Source organism: Balneolaceae bacterium (genome assembly GCA_034521495.1).
In the GTDB taxonomy this organism is placed as follows: Bacteria; Bacteroidota; Rhodothermia; order Balneolales; family Balneolaceae; genus Rhodohalobacter.
Genome location: JAXHMK010000010.1, coordinates 673,897 through 690,157, shown reverse-complemented (window position 1 = coordinate 690,157; position 16,261 = coordinate 673,897). Strand labels below are relative to the sequence as shown.

At 39.8% G+C, this 16,261-nt stretch carries 12 protein-coding genes; 8 read left to right on the top strand and 4 right to left on the bottom strand.

All coding sequences use genetic code 11. The annotated features are described in order from the left end of the window. Positions 1-2: 2 nt before the first annotated feature. Together U5K72_11870 and U5K72_11865 are read right to left on the bottom strand one after the other, a co-directional pair. Positions 3-1,910, bottom strand: coding sequence for a tetratricopeptide repeat protein (locus tag U5K72_11870; GenBank protein MDZ7719504.1), 1,908 nt, complete (start codon positions 1,908-1,910; stop codon positions 3-5). Beyond that, the gene (locus U5K72_11865) at positions 1,907-2,518 is read right to left on the bottom strand and encodes a Maf family protein (GenBank protein ID MDZ7719503.1); all 612 of its coding nucleotides are present in this window, start codon (positions 2,516-2,518) and stop codon (positions 1,907-1,909) included. Before U5K72_11865 ends, U5K72_11870 begins: the two co-directional genes overlap by 4 nt. A 97-nt stretch (positions 2,519-2,615) precedes the next feature. On the opposite strand from U5K72_11865, the gene U5K72_11860 reads away from it, so the two are divergent. The 7 genes from U5K72_11860 to U5K72_11830 all read left to right on the top strand — a co-directional run bounded on the left by U5K72_11860 (position 2,616) and on the right by U5K72_11830 (position 9,688). After that, positions 2,616-2,876 carry a hypothetical protein gene (locus tag U5K72_11860; protein MDZ7719502.1) on the top strand — a complete coding sequence of 87 codons (261 nt, stop codon included), beginning with the start codon at positions 2,616-2,618 and terminating at the stop codon, positions 2,874-2,876. Between the two features lie 48 nt (positions 2,877-2,924). After that, positions 2,925-3,719, top strand: a complete 795-nt coding sequence (locus U5K72_11855) for a DUF92 domain-containing protein (GenBank protein ID MDZ7719501.1) — start codon at positions 2,925-2,927, stop codon at positions 3,717-3,719. Continuing rightward, on the top strand, positions 3,716-5,023 hold the full coding sequence (locus U5K72_11850) for a dicarboxylate/amino acid:cation symporter (protein MDZ7719500.1): 1,308 nt from the start codon (positions 3,716-3,718) through the stop codon (positions 5,021-5,023). The genes U5K72_11855 and U5K72_11850 overlap by 4 nt, the downstream gene beginning before the upstream one ends. A 65-nt stretch (positions 5,024-5,088) precedes the next feature. Next, on the top strand, positions 5,089-6,000 hold the full coding sequence (locus tag U5K72_11845; GenBank protein ID MDZ7719499.1) for a tetratricopeptide repeat protein: 912 nt from the start codon (positions 5,089-5,091) through the stop codon (positions 5,998-6,000). Positions 6,001-6,054: 54 nt separating this feature from the next. Continuing rightward, entirely contained in the window at positions 6,055-8,544 is a 2,490-nt protein-coding gene (locus tag U5K72_11840; GenBank protein ID MDZ7719498.1) for a T9SS type A sorting domain-containing protein, read from the top strand. A 66-nt stretch (positions 8,545-8,610) separates the two neighbouring features. Next, on the top strand, positions 8,611-9,432 hold the full coding sequence (locus tag U5K72_11835; GenBank protein MDZ7719497.1) for an aldo/keto reductase: 822 nt from the start codon (positions 8,611-8,613) through the stop codon (positions 9,430-9,432). 82 nt (positions 9,433-9,514) lie between these two features. Continuing rightward, positions 9,515-9,688 (top strand): hypothetical protein, encoded by a 174-nt coding sequence (locus tag U5K72_11830; protein ID MDZ7719496.1) that lies wholly within the window; start codon positions 9,515-9,517, stop codon positions 9,686-9,688. 160 nt (positions 9,689-9,848) lie between these two features. Here U5K72_11830 and U5K72_11825 read toward each other — a convergent pair whose 3' ends face one another. Together U5K72_11825 and U5K72_11820 are read right to left on the bottom strand one after the other, a co-directional pair. After that, a complete protein-coding gene (locus U5K72_11825) occupies positions 9,849-10,595 on the bottom strand; it encodes a thioesterase (GenBank protein ID MDZ7719495.1) in 747 nt (248 codons plus the stop codon). Between the two features lie 48 nt (positions 10,596-10,643). After that, a complete protein-coding gene (locus U5K72_11820; protein ID MDZ7719494.1) occupies positions 10,644-11,429 on the bottom strand; it encodes a DUF3047 domain-containing protein in 786 nt (261 codons plus the stop codon). A gap of 1,091 nt (positions 11,430-12,520) precedes the next feature. On the opposite strand from U5K72_11820, the gene U5K72_11815 reads away from it, so the two are divergent. Beyond that, entirely contained in the window at positions 12,521-16,111 is a 3,591-nt protein-coding gene (locus tag U5K72_11815; protein ID MDZ7719493.1) for a vitamin B12-dependent ribonucleotide reductase, read from the top strand. Positions 16,112-16,261 lie beyond the last annotated feature (150 nt).

Genomic DNA, 16,261 nt, shown 5'->3' with positions numbered 1-16,261 from the left:
ATTCAGGTGGACGTTGTTTCTAAATTATCCAGTTTTTCCCTTACAAATGGCGCATAGAATCCATTAGGGAATTCAATAAGAAGCTCTTCATAGAGATCAACAAGATTTTGTTGTGTAAACTCAAAGTTAAAGTCAGAGTTAAGGAACGAATATGTTTCTGTGTTAGTCGGTGGTGGAGGAGGAAGGTCAATATTATTCATATAGTATTCAACAAGTGTTGCTTGGTCCCACAAAAGCCGTTCTTTTAAAGGGCTGTATGGCTGAGACTGGATCGCGCGACTTATCAGTTGAAGTTTCAACCGATTATATTGATCTGGAAGCTCGGCTGATAGTTCCAGAATCAGGTCATCTGAAAATGAATGGTTTGCTTGAGCAAGTATGGGTTCAAGTTTTTGAATGGCATTATTATAATTGCCGGTGTGAATAGAGTAAAGTGAATTTCCAATAGTTTCGAGCAAACTTCCGGTTGAATCAGCCCGTAAGCCATTTTTAATCCACATTCTCAATTTGATCGCATCGTTTGCGTAGTAAGAAGTATTTCGTCGTTCAAGGGTTTTCAATTGGATTTCAGCAAATTCAAAATCTCCGGCGAAGAAATCAGACAGGCTCAGATAATATCGTGTTTTTTCGGATAGTTCAGATTCATCCGATTGTTTATCAGCTCGTGTTAACGCTTGTCTTGTGGTTACAAAATCTTTATTGAACAGGGCAATTCTTCCTTCAGCATAGTACAAGTAAGGATTTTCACCGGCGGCAATTCTCCGCTGCATCTGATTGTACCATCTTTCCGCTTTTTCAACATCTTTATAAAAATCTACAGAGAGGTCAATCAGATTCGAATAGATTTCTGAAGCGTTTTGGTAGTTAGGTGCAGCTTCCAGAAGTTGTTGATTGATCTCATACGATTTTACAAATTTTTCGTCCTGCCGGGCAGATGTTTGGATGTTATTTTGCTTTAGATATTGTCCCCATTCGTGATAAGCTGCTGCCAAATTTTCCATCGCCCTGAACTGTACAGAAGATTCTGAAGAGTCGGTGTAATATTCATATGCCTGTGTAGCAAGGTCATAGTTTCGAGCTGATAACAACTGATTGCCAAGTGAAAACAAAGAGTAGATAGTATACTCGGTATTATTTTCATACCGGCGAGCAAATACAAAAGCTCGCTGATGTTCATCGGTTTCAAGTAGAAGCCATATCAGTAGTTGGTATAGAGGAGAATAGGATTGATGATTTGTATCCAGTTGCAGGAGCTGATCTTCCAGTTCAAATGCAGCGATCTCATAGAGGTTATCATCTCTCATTCTCAAAAAGCGCTGCTGTACAATACTCATCTGGTCAGGTGATTGCACAATCAACCGAAAATACTCTTCTACAGATTCTTCAAATCTTCCCGCCTGCAGATAGGTATTTGCCAGTTCATTCAAAAAAAGAGAGTTGTCATTGAGTTCCTCGCGGGCTTGTTTGTACATCTCAATTGCTGCATCATATTCCTGCCGGCTGGTCATTGAATTCCCGGTGGCGTAATATGCTTGCTGATTTCCGGTATTCCGTTCAATAATTTGATTCCACGTCTCTAAAGCTTGTTCCCGCTCACCTTTCAGATGTAAAATTTCCGCCAACTTCGTAGACGCCTGTAACCTAAAACGGCTTTCCCGTACCTGGCTTCGTGCAATCTCTTCTGCTTTATCAAATTGTTTTAAGTTAATTAAACAGCGTGTGTAACGGTCGAAGTAGACAAATGAACGCGGATTCTGTTCATAAAGAGATTGGATAATGGGCAGAGCTTCCTCGTACTGCTGCTGTTGTATAAGACGGTTAGCTGTTTGATAGTCGTCTGTCTGTCCTATCACAGAGAGAGGTATCAACAGGAAAAATATAAATAGCAGATAAAGTGCTTTGGTATTCATGAAGTTTGGAAGAACAGTTGATTGTAAATATCAGGCATCTCTTTTTTTAGTGTATCATAGAATCGATGCAGTGGAAATCCGACAACATTATAGTAATCGCCATCAATTTTTTTTACAAACAGAGAACCGAGATCATCCTGAATACCATATGAACCGGCCTTGTCAAAGGGTTTTTCATAGTTGATATATTGTTTAATTTCTAATTCGGTTAACGAAGCAAACGTTACTTTTGTTCTTTCAAAAAAAGAGATTACAGAACTGAATTCGCCCGATGCGTTAGTAAGTCCGGCATAAACGCCGCTGAATACATCATGATTTCTCCCGCTCAGCCGCTGCAGAAATTTTGCTGCCTGGGTTCCATCGGTTGGTTTTCCAAGGATTTCATCATCAAGGCAAACAATGGTATCAGCGGCAATAAGAAATTTTTCTGGATGCCTTTTGGCAACATCCTCAGCTTTCTGTCGGGCAAGTTCCTGAACTACTTGGAAGGGAGGTAGATCTTCTGAGAATGTTTCATTTATCGAAGAGGGATCGATCTCAAAATGGATACCTATTTGAGATAGAAGATTTGCCCGCCGGGGACTGGCAGATGCCAAAATAACTTTCATATTTTGTATACTTCGTTCAGAACTTTTTTTTCAGTTGAATATAATTAGATAACTTAATCAATCGAACCTACAAAACAGAACCGTTTAATAAGCATACATGTCTGCAAAAAAAAGAAAAAAAGACAATCAAAAACCGCTTCTTTTTACTCCAATAAACTACAAACTGATGGGTTTAGGATTACTTTTTCTGGTAATCGGATTTACTGCAATGAGAATTGAAAACGAAGTGCAGGGGGTTGTGTCTCTTTACATATCACCTGTAATTATTGTTGCCGGGTATGCCATTGTGTTATATGCAATCCTCAAGAAAGATCACAAAACAGAAAACGATCCGTCAACCACGAACAGGGTCTCATAAATTTTGTACCGGCTTATAAACTACTTATTCGGTTTAACTCTCATCTACATGTTTATCCTTGAAGGAAGAATGGGAGATCATGTACTGATTCTAATCGGTTTGGCAGTTTCTGTATTTGTTGCCTATGTAACGTTTTTAACAAACTGGATAACGCTTGAAGCGACAAAAGCTGTAATAATTCTGGGAACAATAGTTCTTGGATTCGGCGGGTGGACACTGGCGTTTGCGGTTGCATTCTTTTTTGGAGTAAGCAGCTTACTGACAATCATGAACGGGCGGAAAGCTGATAAAACTAACAACTCTGTCCGGATTTCGGAAGACAGGCGACGGGACGGATACCAGGTTTGGGCCAATGGATTTTGGGTGGCTGTATTCTGTACTCTTTGGTTCGCCTTACATTCGTTTGCCTCTTTAATTGCCGCTTTTGCAGTTTTGGCTGCTGCCACGGCCGATACATGGGCAACGGAAGTTGGGACTCGAAATCCCGGGGTTACACGAAAAATTACAACGTTTGAAAAAGTACAGGCGGGAACGGAAGGAGGGATCAGCCTGAAAGGAACAATTGCCGGAATTCTGGGTGCACTGATAATTGCACTTTTCAGCTTTCAGCTTGAAATTTTATCACCCGTTAAATGTTTTGCAGTTATATTTTTTGGAGGCGTGGCCGGATTACTGATTGATTCTACTCTTGGGGCAATACTTCTTGATAAAAAAATAGATATTACAGCACCTGAAGATTTTAGTGATACCACGAATACATTTACAAATAGCTTCATCAACTGGGCATCTACCGGCATTAGCGGTCTGGCTGTTTATTTAATTACTCAATTCTTTATTCTATGAAATGGTATAGAAAGCTTCACTGGCAGATTATAATTGGACTCATTTTAGGGCTTATTTGGGGATTGCTTTCCAGTGTAGCTGGCTTCAATGAATTTACAAGTAATTATATACGCCCATTTGGTGATATTTTTATCACCCTGTTAAAACTCATTGCTGTACCGTTGGTATTGGCTTCACTGGTAGTAGGTGTTACAAGCTTGAATGATATGACAAAGCTATCCAGAATGGGAGGGAAGACAATAGGAATTTATATGATTACAACGGTTTTTGCCATTACCATTGGTCTCGCTTCTGTGAATATTATTCAGCCCGGAAAAACCCTGCCTGAAGAAACCAGGACATCTTTAATGGAAAGTTATGGGGCAGGAGTTGAAGAAAGGGGAGACACTGCTCAACAGCTTTTAGAGCAAAGTCCGTTGCAATTCATTGTCGATATTGTACCTGAAAATTTCTTTGCAGCCGCATCTGACAATAGCAATATGTTACAAATTGTATTTGTGGCTGTTCTTCTCGGAATTGGAATTGTTCAAATACCGCTTCAAAAATCACAGGTTCTCATAAATGTTTTCGAGGCATTGAATGATGTGATTATTAAGATTGTAGATATCATCATGAAACTTGCCCCCTATGGAGTCTTTGCTTTGATGGCGGTCGTTATCATTGATCTTGCGGGAGATGATCTCGGGCAGGCATTGATTTTATTAAAAGCACTTGGCTGGTACTGCATTGCCGTAGTGATAGGGCTATTGGTCCATGTTCTCGTTGTTTACTCAAGTTTGTTCAAGATTTTCAGCAAAATGAAGCTCAGAGATTTTTTCCGGGCCATTCAACCCGCTGTACTACTCGGGTTTAGTACCAGTTCGAGTGTGGCTACACTTCCGGTTACAATGGAACGGGTTGAGAATAATTTAGGAGTTGAGGATGAAGTCTCAAGTTTTGTACTGCCGGTGGGTGCCACCATCAACATGGATGGCACAAGTCTTTATCAAGCGGTTGCAGCGGTATTCATTGCGCAGGCACTCGGGTTAGATCTCTCGTTTGCACAGCAATTAACAATTGTTTTAACAGCAACTCTTGCTTCAATCGGAGCTGCCGGAGTTCCCGGTGCCGGAATCATTATGCTGGTAATTGTTTTACAGACTATACAAGTTCCACTGGAAGGGATTGCGTTAATCCTGGGAGTTGACAGAATTCTTGATATGCTTAGAACAGCTGTAAATGTTACAGGTGATGCAGCTGTTTCTGTTGCCGTTGCATATACGGAAGGCAAGTTGGGGGCATTGCATTTTGATGATGATGCATGAAACTTTTTTGATAAAAGTTCATTTAGATAAAATGTTATGAAAGAAAATAATAGACTGAATTGAATATGAACATTGCGTTGCTTCTGCTCCTGTTTCATGCTCCATTTATAGACAATTCAAAAGAGCCAGATCTGCCTGAGAAGAGTTGGTATGAAGAACATTTAAGCTCTGGGATTGAGGCCTTTTATCAAACAGATTGGAACCGGGCAAACCGTATCTTTGAACAAATTAAAAAGCGGTATCCCGACGACCCAACTCCATATTTTTTTGAAAGTATGATGCCGTTTATGAAGTATTTTTTTGTTGATCAGTCCGAGAATTTAGCTAACGAATTTTTGGAAAAATCAGAGAAAGCAGTTGAACTGAGCCATCAAAAACTGGAACAAACATCCTCTGATACCACGATGGTATTGATGTTGAGTGGCTTATACGGATACCGTGGTTTAGTTGCGGCAGGGCAGGGTGAACATAGAATTGCACTGCAAAGCGGACTTAAGGGATTCAATTTTACCCGACAGCTTCTTTCCATTGATTCCAACCGGCCGGATGCCCGAATAGGAAAAGGAATGTTCTACTATATGGTTGGAAGTGTGCCAAGCGGAATGAAGTGGGCAACAAATATTTTTGGATTGAATGCTGAGATAGAAGATGGATTTCATGAACTCAAATTGGCTGCAGAAAGTGACACTTACATCAGCAACGACGCAAAAATGATGTTGATGTATCTGTATGAAAAAGAGGGGAGATTAAACGATGCACTTCACTATGCAAACAGGCTCACAAAAAACTTGCCCGATAACGTAATCTTTTTGTACAAAAAAGCAGAAATTTTGGAAAAACTCGAAAATAGGATGGAGGCACTGTACGTTTATAAGGCAATTATCAAAAAAAATAATCCTAATTTGGACCTGATTACCGAAAAAAGCAGAAAAAAAGTAGCTAAACTCGAAAAAACAGCTTTAAATAGTAGAAAATAATAGAATAAATTCTAACTTTAGAGGGTACTAATATTATTAGTAGTTAAACTGCCTATGAAACAATCGTTACAGGCCTTCTTCTTAACAGTTTTATTGACTGTTTCCATATTTTTTATGTGGGGTGGTTTTACTGTATCTAAGGCACAAATTTCACTCGAAAATGACTCTCCTCTTGAGGTTCGATTTTCACAAGGATCATCAGAACGAACTGAATCTTCAATAACTGTCGGACTGTCTGAAATCGAATCCATTTTTTCATCTGAATTTGCACTGCAAAAGGAACAGTGGCACTCTTATCAGGATGCAGGTGAACAAGAAAATTACTATGTATCGGGCGGGATTTACGGAACTGCACCCGGAAGGATTCATCTTAAGAACTCTCCCTATCAAACATTTTTTGCTGCATCTTTTGAAAATAATAGCGAGTACGGTTTTGGTAATTTTATAATGGTTTTTGATTTCATGTACAATTTCTATGAAAATGGAAATGCCCATGATTTTAAGTTGATGTATAAAGTAAATAATGGAAATTGGAGTAGTTTGCCCAGTGGAATGATAGAAGAATCATCACTTAGATCTGCAGAAGATACATGGAGTTCATTTTCTCTGCACCTTAATGTGAATGATGTTTTTCTGCGTCCGTCTGATACGATCCATTTTATGTGGATTATTGACGAGGAAGAAACGGTTGATGAACGTATACCTATGGCACTCCAGAGAATGGAAATATTTCCTAAAAGAATTGAACAAAATTCTTTAAGCAGAGGGGATCTGATTATTACTGAAATTTTACCTGCATCAACTGTTAACGGATCTGAATTTGAATATGTGGAAATTTATAATCCCGGAGAATCTTCTATCTCGTTAAAAGGAGTTGAACTGGTAACTAAAGACGGATCGAGAGTGATTCAGCAAGATGTTTTTGTTGAACCATATGATTTTACAGTGATTTCTAATGTTGACATTTCAAGCCTGGAGAACATTGGCAACAGCTATTTTTACTCGGGCACCATTGTACCATCAAACGGTGGGCGAGTAGAACTGGAGCGTGAGGGAAATTTAATTGCCTCTGCAACTTATGAGCCTACAGAACCAGGTGTTGCTGTAGAACTGGCCCGGGTATCACAAGCTTTTGATGGGTATTCGAGCATGCAAGATTTTACAGCTGCACAAACATCCTATTTTCAGGATTTGTATGGATCGCCGGGTATTCAGGGAAGTACAAGTCCAATGTTTAAAAAAACAGTGGAGCAAAGGGGTGTTTATCTATTGTCGTTCCCTGGCACTCCTGTACAGCGGTTAAACCGTAACAGGTCACTTGAATTTTTCAGTTTGGATGGAACACAAATTGAAGTCACATCAATTGAACCTCATGTACCTGTTTTAATTCGCAAAACAGATAACGAACCTGTTACGCTCTTTGCAGAAGTTGAAGCTCAACAGAATACAAGACCGGATATTTCAACTCAATTAACAAAAAATTCACAGTTTTTATCCATTCCGGTCGGTCTGGAGGGCAGGGGGTCAACTCAGCGTGGAAAGCAAAGATACCTGCAGGCATTTCCTGTTACCCAGGTCTGGAACTCTCAAAACAAAAAATTTAATTTAAAACTCACAGAACAGGTTCAAACAGATTATTGGACACCTGTGTTGGTTCATGAAAGTATTGCTAATCTTCTTGAGGCATCCGACAATCAGGTTCAGAGTCCATTGCCAGATCAGTTTATTGAGTTTGGAATTCTTCCCGAAGAACAACTGAATTCTAATCTTTCTGATGTAGTAATGATTGGATTTTTCGATAGTCCGACTCAATATGAAGAAAATCGCTACGATCTTCCAAAATTATCACTCCAGGGGGCGTCGGTTTTAAACCAGGGTGGGAAACGTCCACACCATCTATATTTAACCTCAACACTTTCTGATGAGAGTTTTAATTCTTTTACCCATTTGCCGCAGCAGATTGATAAAGAGTACGAGCTTGGATTGGGCCATGAGGTATCCGATGATGCCGGAGGTGCAATACTACGCTGGAATCTGAGTGATGATCTCCCTGATGAATGGGTGATTACTCTTGAAGATACGTATAATGGAACGGTTGTAAATCTTAAGGAAGAGAACGAGTATCGGTTCAGGTACACTAATTCAGTGGATGAAGAATCACAGGAAATTGTGGAATCGCTAAAACTTTCCTCTGTAAACCCGTCTGAACGTACTCGGTTTGTTGTTAATGTGAAGCCTTATGAATCGTTCTCTGATGTTTCGGAGGATGCAGAGGTACCAAATAGTGTCGAGCTCAGGCCAAACTATCCGAATCCTTTTAATCCCTCGACCAATATAAATTTTTATGTACCGGAGGAACGGAGTGTCCGGGTTGGTGTTTATAACATTGTTGGTCAGCAAGTGGCATTGTTATTAGACGATGTTGTACAGCAGGGTGAATATTCATTACTTTGGGACGCTTCAGATAAACCCAGTGGAATCTACATTGTTCAGCTCGAAACAGGTAGTCGAATTTTTACACGAAAAATTACATTGATAAAGTAAGATATCAATCGAACAGATATACCAAACTAATCTTAAATAAACATATTTACGCAGTAACAATTATTCATGCAGTATAAAACAGTTCAGGGAGTTAAGATTCCGGAGATAGGAATTGGAACCTACAGGCTATATGGCAGAGAGTGTAAGCAAACGCTTACCGAAGCTCTTGCAATGGGATACAGACACGTTGATACCGCCCAAATGTATAAAAATGAGAAAGAGGTGGGAGATGCTATCTATTCTTCGTCGGTTGACCGGGAAGATGTTTTCTTAACTACAAAAGTTTGGCATACTAATCTTGAACACGATGATGTTCTACAGTCTGTAGAAGACAGTTTACGCCAGTTACGCACACCATATGTCGACCTTCTTTTGATTCATTGGCCGAATAGTCAATTTTCTCTATTTCAGACATTTGAAGCGCTGCTGACTCTTCGTGATCAGGGGAAAGCCCTAAATGTGGGAGTTTGTAACTTTCCAATGGGTTTGACCAGAGAAGTGGTTGAAGATCTCCGAATTCCAATTCTGACGAACCAGGTAGAATTTCATCCCTTTTTAGCCCAGTTCGATCTGCTCGACTATTCCTATGATCATGATTTTTTGATTACAGCATACAGCCCTCTTGCCCAGGGAGAAGTGATGCAAAACGAAGAGTTAATTTCTATTGGCAAAGAATATGGCAAGTCTGCCGCACAGGTTTCATTAAGATGGCTTATTGAGCAGGAAAATGTGGTAACTATTCCAAAAGCATCATCCAAAGAACACCTCGAAGAGAATTTGGATATTTTTGATTTTGAACTTTCTGACGAACACTTTCAACAAATTGATGAACTCGATAAGTCAAAACGACTTGTTAATCCATCATTTGCGCCAGATTGGGATAAGTAAAAAAGAGTTAGCAATGTCAGGAACTATCTTCTGCTGATGTTCCTTTTATATGTAATACTAAAAAATTAAAACTTATATATAGATGCTGAAAAAATCAGACTATTTTATTCTGACAGCGGCTTTAATTTCCATGATATTGTCTATTGTGTTGTGGTTTACTTTAGACCAGCAAGCCGGATTATTTGTAGCCATTTGGGTTCCGTCAATTCTCGGATTTGGTGCATATTTTAAAATTATTAAATATGGAGGCCGCTAATGGATGCGCCGTTTATTTTTTCATCCGGTATCTTTGTTGTCGTACTCTTCTTAATCGGATTAATTTATACTTTTAAGGAGTTTAATGAAATGGAGGGACATCCGTCAGACTTTCGAAAAGACAGGAGTGACGAACCAGAAGTTATTGATAAAAGGTAAGGCTACGACCAAAACGTTTTTGCATTTGCGATAATGCGTTTCTCTGTATTCTTAAACAGCGTATAATCAATCTCATCTTTACTGTCAGGGTTGAAATTTCTGGCGAGATATATTTTATCTCCCACCTTTGTTTCAGCAGAATATTGGATGATGATTTCGTTACATTTTTTTGATTTACATTCTGTGAAATTGTAGCCGGTCATCCAGTCGATGTAACGTACATTATTTACATGTTTGTTCATATCAAGATCATTTAGACCTGCGGTTGATATAAACTCAGCATCCTTATCTGTTACTGACATTAGATTATTTTTATTCAGTTCCAATACATGATTATCCGTTTTAAAACGGCTGCTCATCAGTTCATCAGGCATTTTAACAGGTCTTTTTTTATGGATGTCTACTACCATCCATTGGCTCAATCCAACAGCCAGAACTTTATCCTCTTCGTTATATAGTTCGTAGTCTCGGTAGGCGCGCAATCCATCACCGGTAGAGGGCCAGGTAGTTACACGTAACGACTCCCATCGTTTAGGAAATGTGTAAACTTTTACCTGGAGTTTATACAAAATCCAGGTAAGTCCCTTCTTTTGAAGGTCTGATATATCAAACTTCAATTCCCTTGCATGTAGCCCGGCGGCCTCTTGAAAATAGTTGCAAATAGATGAGATATTTGCTTCCTGGTGATGATCAACTTCGTATGATCGGACTTTAAATGGAACCGTATAACTGTACGTATGTTTTGGCATTATATTTCTATTGGTAATTGTTTCATACCAAAACTTACGAGATTTGAACTAATCATTCATACCAGATGAAGATGATCTCTTTTTAAGAATAATTTTTCCATAGGCTGCTTCTGCTGACTCACCTGTGTTGTCTGAATCAGTCATGATCTGTATTCCGGTGATGGCGGGTGGTTCCTCTCCAAATGCAGCTCTATAATCTTCAAGAATATTTCTTTTTTCTGATTGCCAGGTTCCCGCTTTCTCGTTGCCGGACTGAACAGCTACAACCTGAACCCAATCCGTGTAGGGGTTTGAATGAATTGATCCAACTTTTGCTTTGTTTGCCCATACATAATTCAGGGCACGAGTGGGCACATCAAACGAGGTAAATGTGGTATAAAATCTATATTTGATCCTGTCGCCAAAACCAAGATCAGAAACCGGGTAGTCAAATGTAATATAAATTCGGGCTGCATAATCATCACCATCTTTTTCAGTTACGTCACCTGATTCAAGAACCGACTGAACCATCCATTCCCATTCAATAATCGGAAAAATTTCTGGATTTGCATTCAATTCAACCTTTACACTTGATATTGATTGTTTGGAACTCGCTTCGATAATTGGATCACCATTCTCCTTTTTTGCTGATCTGTAGATTGTCGGGTCTTTTCTGCCGAAGGGTGCCAGTTCCCAAACTGAGTTGCTGTTATCTTCTTCATTAAAGGTAGCTGGGTCCATAACAAAGCTATCTATACTATCAGGATTTAAGTTGACAGGTTGTGCAAAACCATTCCCGACAAATACAAAAAGAAGAACTATTACTGTGAGTATATATCTCATGTTTATATCCATAATGAATCAAAAAGTTTGTGTATAAAAGGATCGGTTTAGGATAGTAAATATGAATCACAAGAAAGTAACATTTAGGTAAATCAAATTTTATATAGTCGATTACCTACAAACAATTTTATGAGGCATCAAACCAAAGACAATCATTCTAAATTATGATTGTTGAACTTCATTTTTTGTTAGAGGCTATTGATAAATCCATCAGACGGTTGGATTTACAGACTGAGGGGCTATCTCTTTGTGCATTAACTTGTCTGACCGAAAAGTCAGCATTCAGACTGGGATTGTGTTTTAAGAAGGCTTTGCAAAACCGTGGTTATTGGTCAATCTGAACTCGATTCAGATTCTCCATTCGTCTTTATAGCCAGTATCTGGAGATCCTGAATCCCGCGGAGGGATCCCGATGGGAAAGTTCAGGATGACGGTCAGAGTTTGCATAGCCTTCAGGAGGCTTAAATACCCATCTGTCGGTTGTTTTACCGGCTGATGGTGTCATCCTAGCCCGCACATACAGCGTGCAGACGGGCAGTAATGCAAAGCCCTCTCGAGATGCCTTCGGATGGTTATTATATAACAAAAAATATACTAAATAATATATTTATATAAGTTACATAAATATTAAAAAAACAGATAAAAAATACTTAAAAAGTAAATTAAAAGTGTATTAAAAAATATTAAATGATATTACTTAAATAGTATAATATTAATAATTATTAATTTATTCGATCTAATGTGGATAACTTTTAGTTGTGTTGATAATTTTAATAATCCGTCTTTTCAAAGAGATATGGTTGGTTTTTATCCACATTTTATAAATCTATCGAATCATAAAACTTTATTTCTAATTTTTTGATCATGAAAAGTGTTTTTTTACAGGGTATAATCACGAATCAATTTTTGTATTTAACACATTGAGATAAGCAAATGTGGATAACTTCCCGAATTTGTGGAAAAGTATTTGATTTTTTTCTTGCTGTGTCTTGCTCTCACAAATATATTGGTTGGTACGATTTACTGCTATAAAGCGAAAATCGTCGACATAAAAAATTTTACAGCTCTCACGATAATACCAGACAAAAGAGGAGAATACAGATATGAAATTCAAGCGTTTTTATACGAATGAAAAATGGAGTTCACCGTACGAAGAGATCAAGTTTGAGAAAAGAAAATCAGAGATAAAGAATCCCGACGGTTCGGTTATTTTTCAGATGGAAAATGTAGTGGTTCCATCATCCTGGTCACAAGTCTCCACAGATATTATCGCTCAAAAATATTTTCGAAAAGCCGGTGTACCTGCAAAAACGAAAAAAGTAAAAGAGAAAGGGGTGCCAGCTTGGTTGCAGCGATCCGTTGCCGATGAGAAAGCACTGGAAAAAATTGACAAAGATGAACGGTATAGCCATGAAATTGATAGTAAACAGGTTTTTCATCGATTAGCAGGTTGCTGGACTTACTGGGGATGGAAACACGATTACTTCGATTCTGAAGAGGAAGCTAAAATATTTTACGATGAACTTCGATATATGCTCGCCAACCAGATGGCAGCGCCAAACAGTCCCCAATGGTTTAACACGGGACTCCACTGGGCATATGGAATTAACGGCCCCGCGCAGGGACACTACTATGTAGATGGCAAAACCGGTGAGCTTAAAAAATCAGAAGATGCCTATTCACATCCGCAACCTCATGCATGCTTCATTCAAAGTATAGATGACGATCTTGTGAATGAAGGTGGAATTATGGATCTCTGGGTCCGTGAAGCAAGACTTTTTAAATATGGTTCAGGAACAGGAAGTAATTTTTCAAAAATCCGAGGTGAAAATGAGCCTTTGAGTGGCGGGGGAAAATCATCCGGTTTGATGAGTTTCCTGAAAATTGGAGATCGTGCAGCTGGTGCGATAAAATCTGGTGGTACGACACGGCGGGCAGCAAAAATGGTTACGCTCGATCTCGATCATCCCGATATTGAAGAGTACATCACCTGGAAAGTTCGTGAAGAGCAGAAAGTTGCAGCAATTGTGGCAGGTTCAAAAATCACGCAAAAGCATCTCAAAAAAATTATCAACCTTTGCAATGAGCCTGTAGAAATTGATGGGAAAACATACAATGGTGCTGTGAGTCGTGACCCCATTAAAAATGAAGATCTCGGCAAGGCGATTAAACAGGCAAAACGCGATCAGGTGCCACTGAATTATATTGAGCGCGTGATCCAATTAGCCGGACAGGGTTTCACTGATATTGAATTTGATACCTATGATACCGACTGGAATTCGGAAGCTTATGCTACGGTGAGCGGACAAAATTCTAACAACTCCGTTCGTGTGCCCAATAGCTTTATGAACGCTGTTGTAGATGACAAAGAGTGGAACCTTTATGGCAGAGTTGAACGAAAGAATGCAAAAAAAGAGGGCAGAGAACCTGAGCCGATGAAAACACTGGATGCCCGGGATTTGTGGGATCAGATAAGTTATGCGGCTTGGTCTTGCGCCGATCCCGGTGCGCAGTATCACGATACAATTAACGAGTGGCACACCTGCCCGGAAGATGGTCCGATTAATGCGAGTAATCCCTGTTCGGAGTATATGTTCCTCGATAATACGGCCTGTAATCTCGCATCATTGAATTTGATGAAATATTTTAAAGATGAAGATTGCAGCGAATTTGATGTTGAATCTATTCGTCACGCTTCAAGACTCTGGACGGTTGTACTTGAAATAGCTGTATTGATGGCGCAGTTCCCATCCAAAGAGATAGCAGAACTTTCCTACGTATTCCGAACACTGGGCCTTGGCTTTGCAAATATTGGTGCAGCGTTGATGGTACAGGGTGTTCCTTATGACAGTGAAAAGGGATGTGCAATTGCCGGCGCACTTACTTGTATGATGCACATGAAAGCATACGAAACAAGTGCCGAACTGGCCGGCGAGCTTGGACCTTTTGAAGGATACGAAAGAAATAAAGAGCATATGCTGCGGGTACTCAGAAATCACAAACGAGCTGCTTATGATGCCGACGATGAGGCGTATGAAGGGCTAACCATTACACCAATGGGAATCAGTGAAGATCATTGCCCGGCATATCTCTTGAACGCTGCCCGTAAAAATGCCGATGCAGCCGTGGAATTGGGAGAAAAGAACGGATATCGAAATGCACAGGTTACAGTTATTGCTCCAACCGGAACCATTGGATTGGTGATGGATTGCGACACTACCGGAATTGAGCCTGATTTTGCCCTGGTGAAATTTAAGAAACTGGCCGGTGGTGGATACTTCAAGATCATTAATCAAAGTGTGCCTCTTGCTCTCAAGAATCTTGGTTATAAGAAGAATGAGATTGATGATATCATTAATTATGCCAAGGGTTCGGGTGCACTTGAAGGTTGTCCGCATATCAATCCTGAAACTCTTAAAGAGAAAGGATTTACGGACGAAAAACTGGAAGCAATTGAAGAAGCTCTGCCCGGAAGTTTTGACATCAAATTTGCCTTTAACCACTGGACACTGGGTGAGGATTTCTGTAAAGATGTGCTTGGCCTTTCGGAGGATCAACTCTCTGATCATAATTTTGATATGCTTCGATATCTCGGATTTTCAAAAGATCAGATTCAGGATGCCAACGATTATGTTTGTGGAACGATGACGATTGAAGGGGCTCCTCATCTGAAGGAAAAAGATTATCCTGTATTTGATTGCGCGAATAAGTGCGGAAGAATTGGGAAACGTTTTATTTCGGCTGAAGGTCACATTAATATGATGGCGGCAGCACAGCCATTCATCTCCGGCGCAATTTCAAAGACCATTAACTTGCCAAATGAAGCTACGGTTGAGGATTTCAAAGATGCCTATATGCAGTCTTGGGAAAAAATGCTGAAAGCCAATGCGCTTTATCGCGATGGCTCGAAGCTGAGTCAGCCTTTGAACTCTATGAATGATGTAATTGAAGAGCTCGAGGATGAAGATGAAGATACAGCTTCAGCGCAAGATAAAGTGGTTCAAACCGCTGAAAAAATTATTCACAAGTATGTGGCACGGCGTAAGCGGCTTCCATTCAGAAGAAACGGTTATACACAGAAAGTGAAAATAGGCGGACAGAGTGTTTACCTGCGAACCGGTGAATATGAAAATGGCCAACTTGGAGAAATCTTCATTGATATGCATCGTGAAGGTGCTGCTTTCAGAAGTTTGACCAACTGCTTTGCAATTGCCATTTCACTTGGCTTGCAGCACGGTGTTCCTCTCGAAGAGTTTGTGGATGCATTTACATTCACCAAGTTCGAGCCAAGCGGAATGGTTAATGGCAGCCCTCATGTGAAGATGACAACATCCGTTATCGACTACATCTTCAGGGAACTTGCAGTTACCTATCTTGGACGAGAAGATCTGGCTCATGTTGCTCCTGAAGATATTTTAAAAAGAAAACTTCGGCCGTCCGAAGAGGAGGAGCTTGCTGATGAAGTTGCAAAAAAGTCTCAAACAAAAAATAAAACAAAAACGGTAAATGAAGGTGCCAACGTCATTCAGAAAGAGCAGTATCAACAAGAAGATGATGCTGAATCTGATTACGACAGGGCAAAACAATTGGGTTACACAGGCGACTCTTGCTCTGAGTGCGGGAGCATGACAATGATCCGAAACGGCACATGTTTAAAATGCATGACCTGCGGCTCTACAACAGGGTGCTCCTGATCATTTGACCGTTACGTTACCGTCAGGAGTTTGACGGAAATGAAGTCTTGATTTAGACGAAAATAAAAACCCGCCGTTCCCGATGTTTCGGGGTGGTGGGTTTTTTTATGAATCGATTTTATTGAATAACGAATTATAATATGTAGGTAT

Coding starts and splice junctions, on each gene's coding strand:
- U5K72_11835 (MDZ7719497.1), top strand. CDS start 8,611: ATGCAGTATAAAACAGTTCAGGGAGTTAAGATTCCGGAGATAGGAATT.
- U5K72_11865 (MDZ7719503.1), bottom strand. CDS start 2,518: ATGAAAGTTATTTTGGCATCTGCCAGTCCCCGGCGGGCAAATCTTCTA.
- U5K72_11845 (MDZ7719499.1), top strand. CDS start 5,089: ATGAACATTGCGTTGCTTCTGCTCCTGTTTCATGCTCCATTTATAGAC.
- U5K72_11825 (MDZ7719495.1), bottom strand. CDS start 10,595: ATGCCAAAACATACGTACAGTTATACGGTTCCATTTAAAGTCCGATCA.
- U5K72_11815 (MDZ7719493.1), top strand. CDS start 12,521: ATGAAATTCAAGCGTTTTTATACGAATGAAAAATGGAGTTCACCGTAC.
- U5K72_11860 (MDZ7719502.1), top strand. CDS start 2,616: ATGTCTGCAAAAAAAAGAAAAAAAGACAATCAAAAACCGCTTCTTTTT.
- U5K72_11820 (MDZ7719494.1), bottom strand. CDS start 11,429: ATGGATATAAACATGAGATATATACTCACAGTAATAGTTCTTCTTTTT.
- U5K72_11855 (MDZ7719501.1), top strand. CDS start 2,925: ATGTTTATCCTTGAAGGAAGAATGGGAGATCATGTACTGATTCTAATC.
- U5K72_11850 (MDZ7719500.1), top strand. CDS start 3,716: ATGAAATGGTATAGAAAGCTTCACTGGCAGATTATAATTGGACTCATT.
- U5K72_11830 (MDZ7719496.1), top strand. CDS start 9,515: ATGCTGAAAAAATCAGACTATTTTATTCTGACAGCGGCTTTAATTTCC.
- U5K72_11840 (MDZ7719498.1), top strand. CDS start 6,055: ATGAAACAATCGTTACAGGCCTTCTTCTTAACAGTTTTATTGACTGTT.
- U5K72_11870 (MDZ7719504.1), bottom strand. CDS start 1,910: ATGAATACCAAAGCACTTTATCTGCTATTTATATTTTTCCTGTTGATA.